A 22,936-nucleotide genomic window follows, 5' to 3' on the forward strand; every position below is an offset into this window, starting at 1 on the left:
TAATAACTTATTGTTTTATATGTACTTGAGTGGGTTTAATTTAGAATAATGGGGTAACTTCTCTGAATTTTTAGGTTTTAGTGCTTAGTTTGTCTGTGTAGATGCCTAAATACGGTTGAGATAGATTTTCTACATATCACTCCCTCTCTCCCTCTCTCCATCTCCCCCTCTCCCCCTCTCTCCCTCACTCCCTCTCTCCATCTCCCCCTCTCTCCCTCACTCCCTCTCTCCCTCACTCAATCTCCCTCTCCAATGCAGCTCCTTGCAGGTTAAATAATTCTAAGCGGTTATTACTTAATAAATGATGAAGTTTGTGCGATAATAAAAAAGCATGAAAGCAACGGAAGCAAACTTGCATGAGCGCTGCGTCTTTTTAGCTAAACTATTTGTTTACTTAGAATCCGAACAGATATTAAAAAAATTAAGCAGGCACAAAGCCGTCAATAAAATTAGTTGGAGCAGTATATTTTGTGGAATAGAGTAAAACATAAGCTAGCACAAGAAGCCGATTCAATGGTTCTTGCGATTAAAAAAATATTCTCTTCAACTGTATGGAAGAACACGTATGACGTATTGAAGAAGAAAAAAATTGTAGCCTACTGGTGGAGAGGAAAAGAGAATAAAAATTGGGGCGATAAGATCAATCCTTTGTTAATATCCTGGCTATCCGGGAAAGACGTAGTTCACGTTAATGATATCATTAATTTTAGATTCATTCCCGTGCATACATGTATCGGCAGCGTGATAGAACACCTCAGGTTTAAGGGTGTTCATATCTGGGGGACGGGAATTATTTCTGAGACTTCGAGTATTAGAATCAAACCCGAAAAAATACACGCCGTCAGGGGGCCAAGTAGCCTGGCACGATTGATGTCTGAAGGGTTTCACTGCCCGGAGATATACGGAGACCCCGCACTTCTTCTCCCGAAATTTTACGCTCCCAACGTAGAGAAAACAATTGAGCTGGGTATTATTCCTCATTTTAAGGATAAAGAGAATAGTGATATCAAAAGACTCCAAAAAGAGGGAGGAGTAATCATCGACATTTTTGGGGGGGAAACAGAGTTTATTGATAATGTATGCCGGTGTAAACGAGTTGTTTCCAGCTCTCTTCACGGACTGATTGTTGCAGACGCGTATGGTATCCCCTCAAAATGGATTAAGGTTTCTGGTAAAATTTTCGGAGGGGATTTTAAATATGGGGATTATTACCGGTCTATAGGGGTTAAGAATGAGGGACCTTTAATAATCAAACGTAGCACCACAGTCAACGATTTATCTCAGGGCTGCTGGGAAAAAGAGATGAGGATCGATCTTGACCAGCTACTTCACAGCTGTCCGTTTTACGAAAACTACCAGATTGATGAGATAGTTGTTCCCCGGAAGACGCCGGACCTGGAAGTCTATCCATACTGATGAACACCGGTCTATAATTTGCCCGGATTTTGATCCGGGGCAGAGTTTGATTGACTTATGAGTCTTTCAACATTTGTAAATAGAGCAAATTGTACTATAACCAAATAAACAAAAAGATGATTGTATCTCAGCCTGTTATTAAGGGTGCTGCTAACGGAAAAATAAGATATACGGTGAATGTGGATTCGGAAAATGGAGTCAGTTCACTTTGGTATGAGGTGGATGAGCCTTTTGGCGGATTCATGTCTGAACAAAGCGATGCAGCACTTGTAGCGTTGCTAATTCCGGCGATGAATACAGGTGAAGATATTCACTTTAAGGGTACTGTGTCGAAAAGATTGTATTTTAATTTAAATGATCGCTTACAGCACATACTGCAGATCGTGATGCCGTGGCTTAAACGAATTGAAATAGATTGCGAAGGGTTAACAACTGCTGAAACGTCTCCAGGAGGCGTTGCTACCGGATTTTCCTGCGGAGTGGATTCCTATTCTGTTCTCGCGGATTATTACTACTCTGATACAGTGGACGGGTTTAAAATCACCCATCTTTTTTTTAATAATGTAGGGTCTCACGGCAAAGGCGGTGAGCAACTATTCAACCACAGGTTCGAGCAGATTCAAAAAGTTACACAAAAGATTGGGCTTCCTTTAATTCGTGTGAATTCCAATTTGAATGAATTTTATGACGATGAAAGACTAAGTTTTATTCAAACTTTTACGCTCAGAAATGCTTCTGTTCCATATCTTCTGAATAAAATGATCGGTCGGTTCTATTATGCATCCGGGTTGAGTTATAAGGGTCATCGCATCCGTGAAACTTACTCAGCAAGTGAAAGTGAAGCTATTATAATACCTATGTTGTCCGCAGTTGGTTTGGATATGGTGACTGTGGGAAGCAAATACAGCCGCGTTGAAAAAACAATTCAAATTGCCAAAATTCCGGATACGTATAGCACACTGGATGTCTGTACGAGTAGTGAAAAACTCGACAAAAATTGTTCGAAATGCATCAAATGCATGCGTACAATGCTGACATTAGATCTTGCGGGTAAGCTGGACCTTTATTCGGAAGTATTTGATATTGAGACATTTAGGAAAAGGAAAAACGGCTATATAGCACATGTTCTAAAGGGGAGAAATTCACTAGATAATGAGATTATACAGTATGCGAAATCGATCAATCACGCTTTTCCCGCTTCAGCACACCTAAAGTCTGTTCTGAAACAAATGGTTGGAAAGGATTGACCGACTGAACGCCGGCTCACCGAACAACCATTTCTAACCTCAAAGCTCTTCAAAAGGGGAAATATGAGATAAGAGTTGCATAAAACTCAAAATTATCCTCTGTTGTTCAATCCGCTTACCCTATAACGCGGTGTAGGCCAAAAATATACAAAAAGCCTGCACTTACGAAGTTATCGTGATAGACCGATAACAGATATTCAAGCAAAAAATTTTTTAGAAATGAATTATAGTAATCTTCAATTCAGAAGACAGTTTGTAATAACTGAACATAAGACAGATACTTTCGATCATTGGCAGCATGTCAGGTCAAAAAATTTGCATATGTATGCGCATCCGGACCTGGATGTGACCACTGTAAAGTCTGACGAGCTTGACCGCTCATTATCGTTAATCGGATATTTTATTGATCCGGAACAACCCGGTAAAACGAATGAGGAACTCCTGGTAGAACTCCTGCAACACAGCAATACGATTGAACAGGCTACCGATTGGATAAAAGGGCTCTCCGGGCGTTTTGTTCTCATGATTCAGAACGGAGACGATGCTGTAGTTCTCAACGATGCATGCGGACTCCGGACCGTATTCTATACGGAATATGAAGAAAAGATATACATAGGTTCTCAGCCTACAATTATAGAGCAACTCATACCTCTGAAGAAAGGAAAAAGCTATCGTGAGTACTTATCTGCAGAGCACTCTTTTCAGGGGCAGGATTGGTTACCCAGCGGGTGTTCACTTTATGAGGGTGTACACCACCTGGTTCCGAATCATTATTTAAGCCTGTCTTCCCTGGATCAAACCAGGTTCTGGCCAACCAAACCAATTTTTAAGAAAAATTTAAATGAAGCTGCATCTGAAGTATCTTCGATGCTTAAACATTCAATTAGCGGATCCTGCCAAAGACAGACACTTGCTCTTTCATTAACCGCTGGCTGGGATTCAAGGATTTTGCTGAGTGCTTCCAAAGAGTGTCATAAAGATATCTACTACTACACACAGTTGCTCTTTGGGATGAATAAAAACACGGATGACATAAAGATTCCAACCACTCTGTCTGAGTTGTTAGGGTTAAAATATGAGGTCATCGATTGTAGAAGAGATCCGCCTGAAGGGTTTGAAAAAATCTATCTGAAGAATACGTATTTATCCCATACAGAAGGTTTGTACGGCTGGTATAACAGAATAGGTGGACTGCTAGAGGATTACCCGGAGCATCGTTTAAGAATAAGTGGAAACTGTACAGAAATAGCCAGGTGTTCCTACTACAGATCAGGAATTCATCCGGAAATCAATAGCTCCTCCCAGTTGACAGATCTCGTGAGAGGTTGGAGTAAAACCAATTTTATTAAGGAGGAAGTCGAAAATTGGTACCAAAAATCCGGTAAAGTGTTTGAAGAAAATGGACTGAATATTCTGGATATGTTTTACTGGGAGCATAAAATGGGAAGCTGGCAGGCCCAGCATCAGCTTGAATGGGATGTAATTCACGAAAGTTTTACTCCCTTCAACAACCGGAAAATCATTGAGACGATGCTTGGAGTAGATATTGAACTTCGTATTCGGCCTGAATGCACTTTTTTTGAAGAGATAATAACCAATCTATGGCCGGAGACACTGCAGCTACCCGTTAACCCGCCTCCCTCCTCGATTGATAAGTTTAAAGATACACTGGTCCAGAGTGTGAAGAATTCATTATCGGGTACCAAACCGTATAAAGTATTGAGTGACTTTTATCACGATATGCAAAAAGTATCATAAGGATCCATGTTAACCGGAGGTGGCTATGTCAAACAATCGCGTGTCGTGAAGTCTCTTTAGTTTATCTTCCCGAAACCCACTTCATGAGTTCTTTCATTGTTAAATTCAGCAGGTGCTTCCATTTACCCGGTCCACTCTTGCTCCGCACAATAAAGAGTGCATCGATGGAGATTTTGCGCCTGATATAGGGCTTTAAATGATTCGGCGCTATCTTTAATAGTTTTTTGTTGCCGTAGAGCTCCCTCTCCTTCATATTGGCCCTAGCCGGTGAATCGTCCAGGATTCCGGAATAGAGCCCCTGGGGCCATCGCCGGTAGACCGCAGTGATGTCGTCGATGTAGGCTACGTCTCCGACCATAATCAGGCAGTTGATAAAGAGGGTGTCATATTCATGGTGTTTTGAAAAATCTTCATACTGTTCGAAAAAAGGAGATGAGATAAAATCCTCTTTTCTGAACAGAAGGGTGGAGGTGGGGAAGGTTGAGCCCCCGTTCAGAATTGCCCTCCGGGTATCTACGGCTCCTTCTTCCAGGTCCTTGTAGTAGTCACTTTTCTCCCCGCTCATTTCGTTGATCACCGTTGCGTTCGTAAAGCAGCCGGCATACTCCGGGTTCTGTTCCATAAACCGGACCTGCTTCTCCAGTTTCTTGTCGTCGGTCCAGTAATCATCCCCGTCGCAGATCGCAATATATGTCCCGCTGGTCTGTGGCAGCAGGTGACTGTTGAAAATGTGACCCAATCCCCCCGGATGAGACCTGTATATGTTTTTCTCCTGGAAAATGGTTTTAAACATGTCCGGATGTTGCTTCTCATACTCCTGAATGATCTCCACCGTGCGGTCGGTAGACGCATCATCATGAACCACAATCTCAAACGGAAATGACGTTTCCTGGGTCAGGACAGAATCAAGGGTCTTCCCGATATGCTCTTCCAGGTTGTAGGTGGTGATGCAGACGCTAACAAGCGGGTGTTCAGGTTTCATTGAGTGTGGGTGGTGGGTGCTGGTTATTAGCTGTTGGTTATTTGTTATCGGTTGTAGATGCCTAAATGAGGTTGACGTTTTTAAACTATGTTGGGGCACGGATCTCCCATCCTTTTTAAGGAGGGCCCGGGAGGTGGTTAAGTGCCATTGAACTATTAATAGAGATCGTAAATTTGTTTTAAACTCCGCTTTAACCGTCGCTTGATGGAGGGACTTGCCGGTGACGAATCATTCCCCTATAAAATGAGAAAAATTTTCATATTCTTTTTTAAAAAAATGGTTTTCAAAATCGTGTTATACAGGTCTAGTGTGCAAAGCCCTCATCTACGATATCCGGTGAATATCATCTTCTCAATCTCATTAGATCGGGACGCAGCCTTTTCCCACATTCTGATAGTTGAGTAGCTACGAAAAGTAGCCACGAAGGCGCGAAGACCCGAAGGATCACGAAGAACACCGGGGTGATCGTATGACCGGTAGGCGTCATCTATCTATGCCCTGATGGTTATGCCTGTATGTTTCTATTTCAGGCTTTCAGCCTGGGCCCTTGCACCGATTCCATCACTACCTGTGGCGATGCCACAGGCTGCGTTGTGTCAGGCCTTCGGCCTGTTGAATACTGATGAGTTTCCAAAATTGTGTGCAGGTAAACGCTAGTGTTGTGTCATTGATGAAATGTCGTAAGCAACCTGTCAGCACCCACCGGATCTGACAGCGTTGGTTTTTGACGCTGACATCCCGACCGCTGTCGGGACGGAAAGCACCGGGAATGCTCAGGTCCTTATGCGACAAATGAGAATTGACATAACACTAGGTCGTTTATGAAACGTGCTCACATTAGAAATGCGAAACGATCTTTGGCTCCTAATCGTGCAAAGATGGGAGATCCCACATCGGGGTGCGGGATGACGTGTTTTGTTGGGAGTCCTCAACCTCAGTCTCGGCCTTAACCCAACCACCCCTTGCCCCTCCTTGAGAAGGAGGGGAGTTTTTCGAATTTCAGAAATTGGGGTTGGGTAAAAAGCTCGTTGCTTTTGAATTGTGCTCACGTTAGAAGTGCGAAGTGAATTCTAATCTACGGTTTGTGCTGAAATGGGAGATACCGGATCGGGGTTCGGTATGACGGCTTTTTTGGGAGCCCTCAACCTCAGCCTTAACCCAACCACCCCCGGCCCCTCCTTGAGAAGGAGGGGAGTCTTATGCTCCCCAATACTAAAACCGAACTCAATTAAACTTCCCTCACGGCTCCGCTACAAGTGCCATTTTCCGGAAGTCGCGGTTACCGTCAATCAGTTCGTCGTAGCTGCCCTGGTCGAGAATTTTGCCGTCTTTCATGAGGTAGAGCGTATCGCAGTTTTCGACCGTCGTGAGGCGGTGGGCAATCAGGATCACGGTGCGCTCTCCTCTCAGGGATTCAATCGCTTTCGTAATCTCTTTTTCCGTTACGTTGTCCAGGGCGGAGGTGGCCTCGTCCATGACAAGCACTTCCGGGTTGTGATATAGGGCCCGTGCGATCCCTACACGCTGACGCTGGCCGCCGGATATCCTCGTGCCGCGCTCCCCGATTATGGTGTCCAGGCCGTTCGGCATTTTTGCGATCATATCAGTGAGCTGGGCAAGTTCCAGCGCTTGCCAGACGTCGTCGTCGTTAACATGCTCCTTTGGGATTCCGAAAGCCACGTTGCTTCGGATGGTTTCATCAGCCAGATAGATCGACTGCGGGATATACCCGATATTTTTTTGCCAGGCGGAGAGACTTTCCTGGATATTTTTTCCATCTACATAGATGGTGCCTTCAGTAGGCTCCAGAAGGCCAAGTAGCAGGTCCACGATGGTAGATTTACCGGCGCCCGACTCCCCCACAAAAGCAACGGCGTCCCCTTTGGGAATTGTAAAACTGACGTTATCGAGGGCTTTTTCCGTATTTTCACTTCCCGGATAGACATATGTGATCTGTTCTGCTGTGATCTCGTTTTCAAGTCTGAGGGTCTGTTTGCTCTTCCGATCACGATTGAACTCACGGGAGGTGTCCTCCAGTTCCTTCATGTCATCGTAGAGAGGATCGAGCGCTACCAGGTTATATTTAAGTTTGGTAACGAGAGAGCTGATCTTCTGCACGGAGGGCATCAGGCGAACGGTGGCCATAGCAAAGAGTGTCAGAATCGGGATAATGGTATCCATCGACCGACCCTGCCACACCATCAACGCAGAGATCAGCATCATGGTAATCACCGCCGTGGTTTCCACCACCGGCTTGGGGATCTGCTGGATAAACCGTATGTATGCCATGAGCCGGGTGCTGGCGTAGGCTTTGTCGCTAAACGCTTTTATAAACTCAGGTTCCCTATTCAGGATACGGGCGTCTTTGATGCCGCCCAATCCCTGGTTCACTGCCTTGATCATTTCGCGCCGGTGCCCCTGCTCCTCCACCCCGGACTGCTTTACTCTTTTTTGGGTAAGGAATAGAAATGACCCGGCACCTAAACCGGATACTGTAATGACAAACAGCGTTATGAGAGGCTCCCAGGCAAAAAGAAAGATGAGAATTGATAAGCTCATGATCGCCTCACGGCTGATCTGGAGGAGGTTAATGAACACACCGTTGATCACCAGGTTCACCTCCTGTGAGATATTCCGGAGCAGTTCGGCTGTGTTGCGTCCCAGGTGAAAGGTATAGGGCGCCTGCATGTAGGCGCGCATCAGATTGTGGCTGACTATGTAACGGCGGTTAAAGATGAACCGCGCTTCAAAGTAGTTAAATGTAACAACATAGATGCTTTTGATGACAAAAACCCCCACCAGTGCCCCGGATCCCCACACCAGGAGATCCTGGGCAGTAGATATATTTAACAGGGAAAAAAGCCCCTGAAGCGGTTCATACGCCAGCACCTTTTCAGGCGAGGCCACGATGGCGACAAAAGCCGGTATCATACCGATTCCTGCAACTGCCAGACCGGCCGCAATCATCATCAAAATAAACAGAACGGCGACCTTGAACGGGTCGCCCTTGGGGAGTAGGTAAAATATTTTCTTTACAATTGTTCTCAAATCGTATTGGGTCGGGTTTACTGAAAGATACTTATTATCGTCAAAAATCTCTTTATCTATAGACTGTAAGGTAAGGCCTATCCGGTAAAATCCTCAATTTGAATCTATTAACCTATGGTTAAATTTTCAGACCGAAGATGAGAGTATTTTATAGGAGTATAAAGTAGTCCGGGTCGCCGACCCGGGGGGGATTGGGAGAAGTGTTGACGGGGCTTTTTTAAGCTCCTACCCATCACCGGGAGATGTCTCCATGCGCTCTCCGCCAGCGCCGCGAGGAAGTAATTCTTTGGCCGTGCGGCGTAAGACGGGGAAGGGCATGGTTGGGATGCTGATACGCCGCCTTTTCTTAAAGCCGCGCCCTGTCATCTCGACCGAAAGAGCGGAGCGAATGAGTGGAGAGATCTCCTTTTGCTTGGGACTAATGATGATGGGTTTTTTTAAGCTCCTTCCAATCACAGGGAGATGTTTCGACTCCGGTTTGAAAAGCACAAACCTTCGCTCAACATGACAGGTGTACTCATGCAAAGAAGCACGGCGCGTAAGATTCACGAGCAGAGCAGGGCATCCGGCAGCGCCGCGAGGAAGTAATTCTTTGGCCGTGCGGCGTAGGACGGAGCAGGGCATGGTTGGGATGCTGATACGCCGCCTTTTCCTAACACGACGCCCTGTCATCTTGAGCGAAACACAGGTGCTTTTCCTGTGTGTAGTCGAAAGATCTCCTTTTGCTTGGGACTAATGTTGACGGGGCTTTAAAGTAATTCTTCCAAAGCAACGGGAGGCATTCTGCCTCCTTCGAAAGAAGATCTGAAAAGGCGTTGTTTGAGATGGATCCAATCGACAGGAGATATCTCGACTTCAGCCCGCAAACCCACGGGCTTACGCTCGATATGACAGGTGTGGGGTGGGTACAGGAGCGGCGCATAAGTTTCACGATTAGACCAGGGCGCCCGGCAGCGCCGCGAGATGTGATCACTTGCCATGCGGCGTTTGATGGAGTTTTGCATGGTTGGGATGCTGATACGCCGCCTTTTCCTAAACTGCGCCCTGTCATCTTGAGCGAAACACAGGTGCTTTTCCTGTGTGTAGTCGAAAGATCTCCCTGTTCCGGGAACTAACGTTGATGGGGCTTTTTAAGCTCCTTTCCATCACCGGGCTCATCTTATTACCGCGAAGTAATCTGTCTCGATTCTGGTTCGAAAGACGCTCCGAGGAGACCGAAGCTGGAAAAAGTGTAAGGAGTAGGTCGATTTACGCTCATACTACCGGCATGCAAGTAGAGAAATATTTATATCACGTCTACATCGTAACCAACCGGCATCATACGGTACTTTATACAGGAATGACCGGCTGGGGTTTTCATAGAATATTACAGCATATCAGAAAAGAAAACCCGGGGTTTACGCAAAAGTACAACTTGAATAAGCTTGTCTGGTTTGAGGAGTATGGGGAAGTAACCGCAGCGATTGCCAGGGAAAAGCAGATTAAACGCTGGAGCCGAAAAAAGAAAGAGTGGTTAATAGAATTAAAGAATCCAGAGTGGAAAGATTTGTTAATGGATCATAAAAAAAGGTGATGTTTACTAATTGTTTTTTTTTGCGGCGTAGGACGGAGCAGGGCATGTTTTGGATACTGATACGCCGCCTTTTCCTAACACGACGCCCTGTCATCTTGAGCGAAACACAGGTGCTTTTCCTGTGTGTGGTCGCGCCGAAGGCGTCCCCTCGGGGAAAGATATCGCTTCGCGGGGAAAAGATGAGCCTTGTGCTCGAGACTAACGTTGACCGGGCTTTTAAATAATTCATTCCGATCACTTGGGGGTGTTTCGGTGCCTTCTCCGAAAGAAGATCTGAAAAGGCGTTGTTTAGGAAGGATCCAATCGACAGGAGATATCTCGACTTCAGCCCGCAAACCCACGGGCTTACGCTCGATATGACAGGTGTGGGGTGGGTACAGGAGCGGCGCATAAGTTTCAAGAGCAGACCGGGCGCCCGGCAGCGCCGCGAGGTAGTATAATTATAGATTCGTATACCTCAATTTCTCAGTCTGTCAATATTCGTTTATCTTGGAGTATGATTAAATCTTATTTGTGCAAAGAGCTTATCGTGGTAGGTGGGCCGAACGGATCTGGAAAAACAACGCTTGCAAAAGAACTCATTGCTGATCAAAATATCACCTATATCAGCGCCGATGATATTGCGTATGAATTGGCTCCTAAAAATCCTGAGTCTGTTCGTGTACAAGCAGGTAAAGAATTTTTTAGTAGATTAGAAGAAACCATCAGGAATGAAGAAAATGTACTTATTGAGTCAACCTTATCAGGAAAATCTCTTTTTTCTCTTATTGAAAGATATCAACATGAATATGATTATTCGGTAACCATCGTTTTTGTGTATTTAGCCAATGCAGATGTTTGTGTAGAACGTGTTGCCATCAGAGTAGAAAAAGGAGGTCATGAAGTTCCGGTTGAAGATATAAAAAGACGATTTTCCAGGAGTCTGTCTAATTTCTGGAATATGTATCGAAAACTTTCTGACAAGTGGTACTTATTCTATAATTCGGACGATAGTTTTGAAGAGGTAGCCAGAAATGTAGATCAAGAACAATTTGTGCTTGACGAAAAATTATTTAGTAATTTCCAGAAAATTATAGAAGACCATGAGTGATACAACCATACATAGCAAAGATTTATCTCCTCTCCTTACAAAATTAGGTAACCGGGGCGTAAAAAAAGCACAGGATGAAAATCATCGCCTCGGTATTGCCAATGTGTATTTTAAGAATGGTAAAATGTATTATCAGCTTCCAAATGGTGATATAACTACCAGGAAACCTAAAAACCATCCACAACTGTAACAGGATTGCTAGCAGTGATTTCTCATACCTGCCCATCACCGGTAGCATACGAGTCACGTATTTTTGCGGATCAACGCGTTAGCGCACCAGGCGAAGCGATTTCCATGTAATGAAATCTGCCTGTGTCCGGGACTAATTCTGGCATTGCTTTCTGAATATTACTCTTTGTCGGGACTGTTGTCTTTTCTGTCCCGGGTGTGGTTATGACGTCGCAGACCACCATCGGATGTTACGACCTGCTTTTTCTGAAATCCATCCCGATGGTATATTTTATGGCGTCGCACCAACCCCCGGTTGAAACCGGGGGCTATAAAATGGGTTGTCCCGTCCGGGACATACAGGTTGCTTTTTTGTATCACAGTTGCCGTATTTGGCGAGTCTGCTAATTTGTAAACCAGCACTCCCGCCAGCGCCGCGAAGAGCAATTGTGGGCCGTGCGGCGTTTGTCAGAGTGTTGCATGTTTGGGGTACTGGTACGCCGCACATATCCACCCCCGCGCCATTGTCATCTAAAAGAGCGAAACACAGGTGCTTTTCCTGTGTAGTCGCGCCGAAGGCGTCCCTTCAGGGAAAGATATCGCTTCGCGGGAAAAAGATGAGCCCTGTTCTAGGGACTAACTTTGATCGTGCTTTTTAAGCTCCTTCCTATCACAGGGAGATGTCTCGACTCCAGCACGCGAAATCGCGTGCATCCGCACGACATGACAGTAGCGTGAGGGTAAAGGCGCGGCGCGCATGGGTATGAGAAGTGCCGGATTACCGGCAGCGCCGCGTAACAGAGGGTTTTGCAAGTGAGCATACCTTGTCATCTGCCAATGTACATTAGGTTTCGCGCCAGCGCGAAACAAAAAGCCCCGGCAGGGGTGGCAGCTTGATAGCCCCGTACAAGCGCCGTGGTGTTGCCGGCGCGCAGTGCGGGGTTAGGAAGAAAAGGCATCCTATGACCCCGAGGCGGGAAGTTCAGCAGAAGCAACGGATAAAGCCGAAGGGGTGATGAATGCTCTAAACCATGGATCTTTCCATAGTTCATTCCCAAACATCGGGAGATGTCTTCCCCAGGGGTTGCCTACGGCGCGATTCCGGTTCGAAAAGCGCGAACCTGCACTCTACATGACAATGACTCGAAGAGTAATTGTGATGTGCTTCGTCCTTATGTTAACAGCACGTTTATATATTTAACGACAACGGGGACGTGTCTTTTTGGTGCCTTCTGATCAGGGCAAATAAATGATAATTAGTTAAAATTATAAATACTGGCATGTATTGTAGTTAAATCAAAAGTCACCCCTCTTTGCGAACGGAGTGAGTAGAGAGGGGCCGGGGGTGAGTCCCCGACGCTGACAGGAGCTATCGCGCGCTGTCAGGTCCTATGTTCCCAATCACCCAATCAACAAATTACCCACTTTTACCACTCTTCAAAATGACCTCCCGATACAGCGTATAAAGTGCCGTAAGCACGTGGTGATTCACCTGTGTGGTGTAGCGCCGCCGCAACGGGGCCAGATAGGGTTGAAGAGATTTGGGCCACTCTTTTATCTTACCTATCAGCGCTTCGGTATCTTTTGCCCTGAGCGCATAAATCTGGCTTAGCCCTTCATTCGCGTGTTTTCCCGGATGAAATAATCGGTTTAGGGGAACCAGTACCTGGTGGGGCAGTTGATGTTTTAAGGTTTCCTTCAGTTTGTTGGAGATTCGTCTTTCTACAGCTTCATGGGGTTTTTTTGCATAGGGGATACCCACCAAAGGCTTCACAAAGAGAGTTGTTTCGGCTGCCTGTTTATAGAGCCTTTGATTGGAGCGTCGCGACAGGTCTACGTCAAGCCAAAACTCAACCAGCTCCTTTTCCCAATAAGGAAGGCGCCAGCCGATGCCGTAAAACTCATAGGCCCGTACACTGTGACCGGTGAATTTGGTGTGGCGGTTTGCCCAGGAAAAATATTCAGAAAAAGAGAGATGAGGAATATTTTTTTTCTCTTCGATCTGTTGCAGAAACTGCTTTCGAAGACTGGCTGAATATCTTCCGGGTTTCCCGACTTTAACATTTTTATTGAGTAGTGTGCCCAGAAGAGCTTCTGTTGAAGCGTCATCTGGTCTGTCTTTTTCAACGAAATCGGTAATGAAACCCATTTGGTGTCCCGGTACTATTATGCTCTTTTCATCGATGATTCCCCTTGCGCTCAGTTCCTGAACGGCCAGAAAATCCTGCAGGTGGGGCAGGGAGTCACCGTTAAACGCATAGTCGATAAAAGAATCGATGGCACCGGTCTGATGCAGGGCCAGCCACTTCTGTTCTGTATACTCGACGAAGTCCCAGCGGAATCCCAATTTGTTGGCGACCTCCCGGCTTAAGTTGGACTGTTCATTTTCCGGAATTCCGTAAGAATAGCAGACCACATTTTTACAGCCGAGGCGGTACAGATAGTTGGCGATCAGCCGGGAGTCGATCCCACCGCTGAGCGGTATCACCCACCGGGTGGAGGCAGGAGCACTGTCGATCATCCGTTTAAACACGGACAGCAATAGTTCATCCAGCCTGTTATGAAGAATTTCGTCAGAAATTTCATTTTCAATAGCCCCATTGTAGATAAAGCGGAAATAGGTTTCTTTTTGGACCTCTCCGTTATTGGAAATCCACACGGTTTCGCCCGGCTCTACTGAGGTGACTTCTTTATAAACTGTCTGATGCCCAAATACAGAAAAGGTTGTCAAAAACTGTTCCATCGACTCCGTATCGGGTGTAAGGGACTGCTTCTCCACGGGGATGGAATCAGACAGTATGCAGCGTTCTGCCGTACGGATTAGATAAAGGGGATGCGACCGGATAATATCTGTGGCCGCAAATAGGCCGGTGTCATTTTTCAGGATGATAGCAAAATTTCCATTCGCCTTATTCAGCAGAGATCTCCTGATCCAATTTGTCAGATCTTCGCCAGCCGGGCTATGCCCTTCGAATAGGTTCCGCAGGGAATCCGATGATAACACCTGTTCATTCCCAAACCAGAGATAACCTCTGAAATACAGGTCTGTACCGGCTTTACCGTTTTTACTCCACCCATTCCACTTTAATAAGATCTCAGGTGCAGCCGATGTGTTATGGCTATCCTGAGTAGAATTATACTGGTGTTGATTCATTTTGAGAACGGAATTCCTTCTGTCTGGTGCGGTGCATCATTATAATTTAAGCCAAAGGTAGATATAAAAGGTATGGAATGATAAGAACTCCTGTCAGGATCTTCATCAAAAAAATGGCGCTACAGGAAAGTTTGTAGATGCATGTAATAATCCATTGTAAAGTCTCATTAAACCAAGTGATCAATAAAGAGATTATATCAGTCATTTTAAAGCAAAAGCCATGACCTATAATTTTGGAAAATTTTGAACATGTTCTGAGCGATTATTCACATATTTTGCCAACACACAAACTTTCAGGTAGACCCAAAAAAATAGATCAAGTGTTATGAGCATCACCTGGTACGGAAGTGGAATAAATCTTATGCGCCATTTTAGATTGACGTATCTTAAATGTTTTAATCGGAATTTAAATATAAGATCTGTAAGTTTTTCCTCTATATTTCTAAGGTTGATTCTGCATATAGCAAATCTAAAAGAAATTCTGCGACAAATAGAAAGAGGGTTTTACGCCGCAGGCATCCCATTTGTCGGCTGATTTTGTTCCGAAGGAATCACGCTTCGGCCGGCTGAAGGGGACAAACCCCTAAACCCGCAGAAACAGCGTGCAGACGGGTAGTAATGCAAAGCATTCAGAAAATATTAAAATCACTTTGGTTTTAAACTGATGCTCATGGGTAACTCGTTGAGTATTATTTATATTTGATACGATACTGCTTATCTTGAATTAAGAAATTCAAATTGAGGATTGGTAGGGGATGCTCTTATTTTTTGTCTTGAACAGAATACAGAGCTGGTTAAAATATTCAAGCGTTTCATGAAGAAGAAAATTTTGATTGTCAGCCGGGCATTTTTCCCAATGAATTCTCCCCGCTCGTTTCGCACCACGGAGCTGGTTAAAGAATTTGCGAGGCAGGGCCATGATGTAACTCTTTTGACCGTTAAAGACCAAGAACATCACGTAGCTTTTGAAAAAGAGCATGGTGTTACGATAAAGGATCTGGGGTCTCCCCGATTCAAGCCTATAGACTTGAAGAAAGGAAGCGGGATCAGCAGTTTGGTGCGTAAAGTCCTGCGAAGGGGACTTCTTCAGGCGTTTGAATACCCTGATATAGAGCTGATGTACATGGTGAAAAAAGCCCTCGAGAAAGAGAGGGGTTACGATCTGCTTATCTCTATTGCTACCCCTCATCCTATACATTGGGGGACTGCTTGGGCCTGGAGAGAAAAGAGTCCGATTGCAGATACCTGGGTGGCCGATTGTGGTGACCCCTATATGGGACTTGAGCTCGATACATTCAGCAAATGGTTCTATTTTAAATACCCCGAAAAAGCATTTTGCAGACAGTGTGATTACATAACTGTTCCCATATCAGACGCAAAGAGCGCTTACTACCCGGAATTCAGAGATAAAATTGAGGTGATTCCCCAGGGGTTCAATTTTGATGAGGTAAATATTGATCGATCTAAAGAAGTTCGAAACGACATACCCACCTTTGCCTATGCCGGGGGACTGATCCCCGGCGGAAGGGATCCCCGGCCGTTCTTGGATTATATAACAAGCCTTGATAAAAAGTATAAATTTATCCTTTATACTAAAAGCACCGCTCTTGTGCAACCCTACCTGGAGAGAGCAAACGGCCGGATTGAGATACGGGACTACATCCCCAGACCTGAACTCTTGCAGAAACTGAGCCGGATGGATTTCCTGGTAAATTTTGAAAACGCCACTTCTCTGCAGATGCCCAGCAAGCTGATTGACTACTATCTCACGGGCCGGCCGGTGCTCTCGGTGGACGGCGGAAACATTGACAAAACGGCGATTAACCAGTTCCTGGATGAAGACTATTCGGCAGCTTACCGCTATAACGGTGTAGACCGCTATCGGATTGAAAACGTGTGCCAACAGTTTTTAGAACTGCAGGAGCGTGGTGAATAGCGATGCATAACGGTAAACAGGGTTCTTACGCGTTTATTCTGTTTCTTGTTTGGCCCTTTTTAGCTGCGGTTACGGCCTTTAAAAACTACAGGAAACCTTGGGCGAAAAATATCTTTTGGCTCTTCTGTATTTTTTACGGTTTTACGTTTGCAATCGGTGCGGAAAGCCAGGGAAGCGATATAGTTAGGGCTGTAGAGCGAGTACAGGAGCTTCACAGCGTGGAGATGTCATTCGCCAGAGCTATAGAGTATTTCCAGCAAAGCGGAGAGATTGATGTGTTGCGGACCGCTATAGCGATAGGTTTATCTCGACTGACGGACAGTCAGCCGGTGTTTACGATGGTTCTGGCAGTTATTTTCGGCTTCTTTTTTTCCAGGAATCTTTGGTATATCATGGATCGGCTTGAAGGAAAAATATTTCCCATAACAATTATTCTTTTGTCATGTTTCTTCCTGGTGAATCCGATATGGAATATCAACGGGTTCCGGATGTGGACCGCAGTCCATATCTTTCTTTTCGGACTGCTACCTTATCTCTGCGAGGGGAAAACTAAATATCTCTGGGTGTCGGTTTTGTCTATGGCAGTTCACTTTTCCATGCTGGTACCCGTTGGAGTGCTTTTCGGCTACATTATGGCCGGGAATCGCCTGAATCTTTACTTTGGCACCTTTATTTTCACAGCATTTTTTGCGGAGCTGGATATTGGCGCGTTTAATAACTTAATGGAGGCGTACGCCCCTGAAATCCTCCAGGAACGCACATCATCGTATAGACAGGAGGATCCGTCCGGTGGGGGCGGGGGAGGAAGCAGCCGGGTCTGGTATGCCGTGTGGTACGGGCGGGCTCTTCAATATTCAATTATTGCCCTTCTGATTGGGTTGTTTGTGACGGGAAGGGAGTTTTTCAGTAGGAACCGCTCATGGATGAATCTATACTGCTTTACGCTTCTTTTTTATTCAGCGGCAAACGTACTGAGTTCCCTATCATCCGGGAGCCGGTTTTTCGTTATTGCAAATCTCTGTGCGCTGGCGCTGATTACTCTTTATATTCAGAACATACCCCGGGAAAAAGTAATGAAACGGTTTGTGATGGCTGTGACCCCCGGGTTTCTTTTCTATTTTGTTGTAGCATTCCGTATTGGGCTCTACTCCATGAGCGCGACGTCTATTTTGGGTAATCCTGTTATAGCCTACTTTATGTATGAAGAGTTTATGTCGATGAATGATTTCCTAAAATCACTGTTATAAACATGAAAATAGCGATTCACAAAAAAGAGAACGATTTCAGCTCAAAATGGATCAGATACTGTGTTGAAAATAATGTTGAATACAAGATTGTCAACTGTTACTCTAATTCAATTGTAGAGGATACCGCAGATTGCGATGCCCTGATGTGGCACTTTAACCAGGCTAATCCCAAAGATTATCTCTTTGCAAAAGAACTGCTCTACTCATTGCAAATGGGGGGCAAAGTTGTGTTTCCTGACTTTAATACCGCCTGGCATTTTGATGATAAAGTAGGGCAGAAGTATCTGTTGGAATCGATCGCTGCTCCGCTGGTTCCATCCTACGTGTTCTATGATAAAGAAACGGCTATGGAATGGGCTAATGACACCACCTTTCCCAAGGTGTTTAAACTGAGAAGGGGAGCCGGATCTTCCCACGTAAAACTGGCTGAAAGCAGAACAGAGGCGGTGAAGCTGATAAAAAAAGCTTTTGGCAAAGGGTTTAGTCTTTATGATAAATTTTCCAATCTAAAAGAACGCTGGAGTAAATTCCGAAGGGGGAAAACAAATATATTAAATGTTCTCAAAGGAGTCATCAGGCTTGGTTACACTACCGAATTTGCAAGAACTGCGGGCCGGGAAAGAGGATATGTCTACTTCCAGGAGTTTATACCCGGTAATGACTATGATATTCGGGTCATCGTAATAGACGGTAAGGCGTTTGCAATAAAACGGTTGGTGAGAGAGAACGATTTCAGGGCGTCGGGCAGCGGGTCCGTGTTGTATGAGAAACACCATTTTAATGAAGAAACAGTACGTCTTTCGTTTGAAATAGCGGAGAAGCTGAAAAGCCAGTCACTTGCAATTGACTTCGTTTATAAAAACGGAGAGCCAATGATTGTGGAATTAAGCTATGGGTTTATTAAGGAAGTTTATTATACATGTGAGGGATACTGGGACAATAAACTGAACTGGCATAAAGGCCCTTTTGATGCCCAGGGGTGGATGGTGGAAAGTGTATTAAAAGAGATCAAGGGGAAAAAAGGCGGAACGTATAATGTTTAGACGGATTAAAAAAAAACTATCGCCATACTATACGAATCTGCGAGGATGGCGCACCGATCGAAAGATCGTGGTGATTGAATCTGATGACTGGGGCAGCATTCGGATGCCATCACGAGATGTCTATGAAAAATGTTTGAAGGCGGGGTATCAGGTTAACAAAATAGCTTATGAAAAGTATGATTCTCTCGCTTCTGAGATGGATCTGGAGCTTCTGTTTGATCTCTTGGCGTCTTTTAGAGATAAAAATGGCAGTCATCCCGTAATTACTGCTAACGTATTGGCTGCTAACCCTGATTTTGATAAAATCAGCGAGTCTGAGTTTACTGAATATCACTACGAACTGATTACGGAAACATTCAAAAAGTATAGTGGACATAAAAGGTGTTTTAATCTATGGAAAGAGGGCTTGCATGAAGGACTTTTTTATCCCCAATCTCACGGACGTGAGCATTTGAACGTTTCTATGTTTATGAATGCGCTTCAGGAAAGAAACCGTGATGCTCTGTTTGGATTTGACCATAAAATGCCAGGTTCTATACCGAGGGGTGACCCGACAGGAGGAAATAAATATGTTGAATCACTAAGGTACAGCAATGAAACGAATAAATGGGATAAATTAGAGATTGTACTTGAAGGCCTGGATCTTTTCGAAGACTTGTTTGGCTATAGATCGGAAAGCTTTATTCCACCTAATTACATATGGAGCAATGACTTTAACGAGGAAGCAGCGAAAAAAGGAGTGCGCTTTTTACAGGGGAATCGTAAAATGAAAGAACCTGACATGGCTGGTGGCTATAGGTTAAATTCACATGTTTTAGGTGAGCAAAATGCCTACAAGCAATTGTATTTAGTAAGGAATAGTTCATTTGAGCCCTCATTGATGGAAAATCGTAATAATGCTGTGGGCCAATGTTTAAGTCAGGTTAACGCGGCTTTTCGAATGAGAAAACCAGCCATCATAACTTCTCATCGTTTGAATTATGTTGGATTTATTGATGAATGTAACAGAGATCAGAATCTTAGGCTATTGGAGTTATTATTAAAACGTATAACAGCAACATGGCCCGAGGTAGAATTTATGAATTCGGTTCATTTGGGAATACAAATTGACAAATATGATTAATGTAAAAAATTTTATAATTCAATATTTAGTCAAAAAACGAATAAATAGAATAAACAAGATTTATAATAAAAAACTTAAGAGTTTAAAGAACACACAGGGGAATTATGTCAGTAAATCAGTAAGTCTTAAACACGAAGAGTTATGGAAATCGCTAACTGAGAAAAAAATCCTAACAGGTTGGCTCAATGCCTATGCGTCTGTTAATAATATTGAAGATGAAAAATATGTTCCGGAAAGTGTTTATTATTCTATAATAGAACCGATTTTAAATATAGGTTTACATAGCGATAGTTATTCGGATAAAAATTTTTATGATCTATTATATAGTGGAGATGTTTTTCCTCTAACAATTCTTAGAAATATTGACGGTAGTTTTTTTGGTCCAGAATATATGCCAATTAATTGCTATGAAAACTATATAAAAAAAGATTGTAAAGACATTGATGAGATTGTGGTGAAACCGGCAATCGAATCAGGAGGGGGGGCTAAAGTTAGTCTTTTTACAAGAAGTGGTGATGTATTCACGAATGAACGAGGAGAGGAACTCAGTTTAGAATATGTGAATAGAGTTTATAAAGAAAATTATGTTTTTCAAAAGGTAATCAAACAACATTCTTTCTTTAAAGAATTTAATCCAACGTCATTAAATACTATTAGGGTTTTAACGTACAAGAGTGTAAAAACCAATAAAATTGATGCTATACAAAGTGTACTCAGGGTTGGAGCTAAAGGAAGTTTTGTTGATAATTCAAGAGCAGGTGGTTGCTCAATTGGAATAAAATATGACGGAGTATTGAATGATTTTGCAACAAACAAATACGGCGTGGCAATCCAATCTGTTAATTCCATAGACTTGAGTGTGCCAGCAAAAGTCTACAAATATGACGAAATCATAAAATTAGCTAAAAAGATAGCAATCAAAAACTTACATCATAGGTTGTTGGGATTAGATATGGCAGTTGATGCAAATGGTTCTATTCGTTGTGTAGAGGTTAATAACAGTGGAAATGAAATTAATTTTTTTCAATTTAATAACGGGCCCTTATTTGGAAAATATACAGACGAGGTTATAGAATATTGCATTTCTAAAAAGTATAAATTATATAATGAATACACTTTTTAGAAAAATGGAAATTATTGTTTTAAAAGGAAATAAAAAATATCCGTAACAAGGTTATTAGGATATCTGTTTGGATTCAAAATATGACATCATCCTTGTTACGGAGAATTAATTAAGTATTTATAAATTTAGTTAAAATAGATGAGTCAATACAAGATAAAGATTTTTCCTATTTAGGATGGTAGGGGGCACTGGTATATGAAACTGACCTGGGGATACAGACGGTAATTTATCTTTACGGAAGCATGAATGCTTATGCCTGGATAAATATGGAAGTAAATACCTGAAACATCCAGATTCAGGCCCATCCTTTGATAGTGAAATCTTGGATTTCAAAGGTTTGAAAGAGTTTTGTCTAATTGTTGGAAAGCAAATATATTTTGCTCGAATTATTGTACTGGATAACTGATATGATGAAAATGGAATATGGAGAGTGATAGAAATAAATACATAAGGCCATTCCATTTGATTTTCGCAGTATAGTGGAGTGTTTTTTTGGAAAGTTTACCGAGGAGGTTATCAATTACTGCTAAGAAAATCACTGGGTATTTAAGTAAGTGAAGTTATTGTATAAAATCAGTAAACATTGTCAGAAAAATCGTATTAAATGATTAAAAAATTAGGTACTAAGAAAGTTGGCATTTTAACCTTTCAAACCGGATTTCGAAGAGGACCATGCGATTTTTATCCTCTGATAAAATGGAAGAAAGAATTTTTAAAAGAGGGGATAGGATTTTTTTATTTTTCCAATCATGAGGATAAGAAAATTTACGAAATGGACGTGCTTATAATAGATCATAGATACTATCGTGAATTAACTGTTATTAAGCATAAATTTCCGGATAAGAATTTTATAATAGAAATTATTAATAGTTTAAAATCAAATGGTATTAAAGTAATATTATTTGACAATGGTGACGGCTCGGGAAGCGGGCATTGGGATTTGATAGAGTACGTAGATGTTTTCGTGAAAAAACAGGTATTAAAGGATAAGCAACTTTACACGCATAATTTCGGTAAATACAGTTTAATGCCTTTTCTGGCTGGTTATAAACTTTCCAGCGAAACAGAAAAAAAGAATGTATCCTTCAAGAATGAATATGTGCCGTGTCCATCTGATCAAATAAATAAAATTAAAGTGGGATGGAACATTGGTATGTTAGATTATCGGTATTTTCCGCTTTCAAGATACTACCCATTTGGAACCGGCAGACTAATAAATAACATATACATAGAGCCATATTTTGAGACGGATTTATCAAAGAAAACGATCGATTCCTCTTTCAGGGGGGCAATTAAAGAAAATCATGAAAATTATTCGTTTCAACGAAATAAGGTGGTGAAGCTGTTTAATCAAGAAAGACATACTAACCTGATTAGTGATGGAGTTATTCCAAAAAAAAAATATATAAAAGAGTTGAGGCACTCCAAAGTGTGTGTTAGTCCATTTGGCTGGGGAGAGGTGTGTTATCGTGATTTTGAGGCTGTAATGGCAGGGTGTTTATTGTTAAAACCGGGCATGGATCACCTCGAAACTTTTCCAAATATATATAAAAAAAATCACACTTATATCCCATTGAAATGGGATATGTCAGACTTAGAGGAGAAGCTGATCGACGCTCTTGATCATTACGACCAGTATCAGGCGATGATATTTAAGGCGCAAGAAATTTACAGAGATGTAGTTATGGACAGTGATAAGTTTATAGAACGGTTCAAAAATATTTTGAATCACTGATGATCATATAAGTCTTTTCAAAATAAAATGAGTTAGATACTTCTTAGTCGTTTAGTATACTTGCGATTATATGCTAATGTTAAGTTAGAATATTCATATGAAGGATAACTATACTATATAAGAGTATCGAATACACAATTGAGGAAAAAAGCTTAGATATGAAGAGAAAAAGGATCGGTTTACTATTAGCGGTATTTCTCAGTGTGTGTGGTATAGATGGTGTTTTTGCCCAGACTACGGATAGCGTGGAGGGTGATCGTCAGGCGTTGGCGGACGTCTACCATGCAACCGAT

Annotated in this window: 17 protein-coding genes; 13 read left to right on the forward strand and 4 right to left on the reverse strand. The window is 43.1% G+C overall.

Annotation, left to right across the window (positions count from 1 at the left end):
- Positions 1-453 precede the first annotated feature (453 nt).
- The 3 genes from AABW11_RS19460 (at position 454) to AABW11_RS19470 (ending at position 4,421) form a co-directional block, all read left to right on the forward strand.
- Entirely contained in the window at positions 454-1,416 is a 963-nt protein-coding gene (locus AABW11_RS19460) for a polysaccharide pyruvyl transferase family protein (RefSeq protein WP_340107005.1), read from the forward strand.
- A 116-nt stretch (positions 1,417-1,532) separates the two neighbouring features.
- The gene (locus AABW11_RS19465; RefSeq protein ID WP_340107006.1) at positions 1,533-2,663 is read left to right on the forward strand and encodes a hypothetical protein; all 1,131 of its coding nucleotides are present in this window, start codon (positions 1,533-1,535) and stop codon (positions 2,661-2,663) included.
- Between the two features lie 321 nt (positions 2,664-2,984).
- On the forward strand, positions 2,985-4,421 hold the full coding sequence (locus AABW11_RS19470) for a hypothetical protein (protein ID WP_340107007.1): 1,437 nt from the start codon (positions 2,985-2,987) through the stop codon (positions 4,419-4,421).
- A 61-nt stretch (positions 4,422-4,482) separates the two neighbouring features.
- Here the strand turns inward: AABW11_RS19470 and AABW11_RS19475 are convergent, their stop codons facing one another.
- Together AABW11_RS19475 and AABW11_RS19480 are read right to left on the reverse strand one after the other, a co-directional pair.
- Positions 4,483-5,403, reverse strand: coding sequence for a glycosyltransferase (locus tag AABW11_RS19475; protein WP_340107008.1), 921 nt, complete (start codon positions 5,401-5,403; stop codon positions 4,483-4,485).
- A 1,239-nt stretch (positions 5,404-6,642) separates the two neighbouring features.
- Positions 6,643-8,451: an ABC transporter ATP-binding protein gene (locus AABW11_RS19480; protein ID WP_340107009.1), complete on the reverse strand. Its 1,809-nt coding sequence runs from the start codon at positions 8,449-8,451 to the stop codon at positions 6,643-6,645.
- A gap of 1,120 nt (positions 8,452-9,571) precedes the next feature.
- Between AABW11_RS19480 and AABW11_RS19485 the strand changes: the two genes are divergently transcribed.
- The 4 genes from AABW11_RS19485 (at position 9,572) to AABW11_RS19500 (ending at position 11,304) form a co-directional block, all read left to right on the forward strand.
- Positions 9,572-10,024, forward strand: coding sequence for a GIY-YIG nuclease family protein (locus AABW11_RS19485; RefSeq protein WP_340107010.1), 453 nt, complete (start codon positions 9,572-9,574; stop codon positions 10,022-10,024).
- Between the two features lie 284 nt (positions 10,025-10,308).
- Entirely contained in the window at positions 10,309-10,464 is a 156-nt protein-coding gene (locus tag AABW11_RS19490; protein WP_340107011.1) for a hypothetical protein, read from the forward strand.
- A 56-nt stretch (positions 10,465-10,520) separates the two neighbouring features.
- Positions 10,521-11,114 carry an AAA family ATPase gene (locus tag AABW11_RS19495; RefSeq protein WP_340107012.1) on the forward strand — a complete coding sequence of 198 codons (594 nt, stop codon included), beginning with the start codon at positions 10,521-10,523 and terminating at the stop codon, positions 11,112-11,114.
- On the forward strand, positions 11,107-11,304 hold the full coding sequence (locus tag AABW11_RS19500; RefSeq protein WP_340107013.1) for a hypothetical protein: 198 nt from the start codon (positions 11,107-11,109) through the stop codon (positions 11,302-11,304). The genes AABW11_RS19495 and AABW11_RS19500 overlap by 8 nt, the downstream gene beginning before the upstream one ends.
- Before the next feature lie 158 nt (positions 11,305-11,462).
- On the opposite strand, the gene AABW11_RS19505 is transcribed toward AABW11_RS19500, so the two are convergent.
- Both AABW11_RS19505 and AABW11_RS19510 read right to left on the reverse strand, forming a co-directional pair.
- Positions 11,463-11,663 (reverse strand): hypothetical protein, encoded by a 201-nt coding sequence (locus tag AABW11_RS19505; RefSeq protein ID WP_340107014.1) that lies wholly within the window; start codon positions 11,661-11,663, stop codon positions 11,463-11,465.
- Between the two features lie 1,036 nt (positions 11,664-12,699).
- Entirely contained in the window at positions 12,700-14,436 is a 1,737-nt protein-coding gene (locus tag AABW11_RS19510) for an asparagine synthase-related protein (protein WP_340107015.1), read from the reverse strand.
- Between the two features lie 814 nt (positions 14,437-15,250).
- Between AABW11_RS19510 and AABW11_RS19515 the strand changes: the two genes are divergently transcribed.
- From AABW11_RS19515 to AABW11_RS19540, 6 genes are all read left to right on the forward strand, one after another.
- A complete protein-coding gene (locus tag AABW11_RS19515) occupies positions 15,251-16,372 on the forward strand; it encodes a glycosyltransferase (RefSeq protein WP_340107016.1) in 1,122 nt (373 codons plus the stop codon).
- 2 nt (positions 16,373-16,374) lie between these two features.
- Positions 16,375-17,619 (forward strand): EpsG family protein, encoded by a 1,245-nt coding sequence (locus tag AABW11_RS19520; protein ID WP_340107017.1) that lies wholly within the window; start codon positions 16,375-16,377, stop codon positions 17,617-17,619.
- A gap of 2 nt (positions 17,620-17,621) precedes the next feature.
- Positions 17,622-18,662 carry an ATP-grasp domain-containing protein gene (locus tag AABW11_RS19525; protein WP_340107018.1) on the forward strand — a complete coding sequence of 347 codons (1,041 nt, stop codon included), beginning with the start codon at positions 17,622-17,624 and terminating at the stop codon, positions 18,660-18,662.
- A complete protein-coding gene (locus AABW11_RS19530; RefSeq protein ID WP_340107019.1) occupies positions 18,655-19,785 on the forward strand; it encodes a hypothetical protein in 1,131 nt (376 codons plus the stop codon). The genes AABW11_RS19525 and AABW11_RS19530 overlap by 8 nt, the downstream gene beginning before the upstream one ends.
- On the forward strand, positions 19,778-20,908 hold the full coding sequence (locus AABW11_RS19535) for a sugar-transfer associated ATP-grasp domain-containing protein (RefSeq protein ID WP_340107020.1): 1,131 nt from the start codon (positions 19,778-19,780) through the stop codon (positions 20,906-20,908). The genes AABW11_RS19530 and AABW11_RS19535 overlap by 8 nt, the downstream gene beginning before the upstream one ends.
- 604 nt (positions 20,909-21,512) lie before the next feature.
- Positions 21,513-22,643, forward strand: coding sequence for a hypothetical protein (locus AABW11_RS19540; protein WP_340107021.1), 1,131 nt, complete (start codon positions 21,513-21,515; stop codon positions 22,641-22,643).
- The last annotated feature ends 293 nt before the right edge of the window (positions 22,644-22,936 follow it).

This window comes from Rhodohalobacter sp. 8-1, assembly GCF_038150125.1.
Taxonomy (GTDB): Bacteria; Bacteroidota; Rhodothermia; order Balneolales; family Balneolaceae; genus SW132.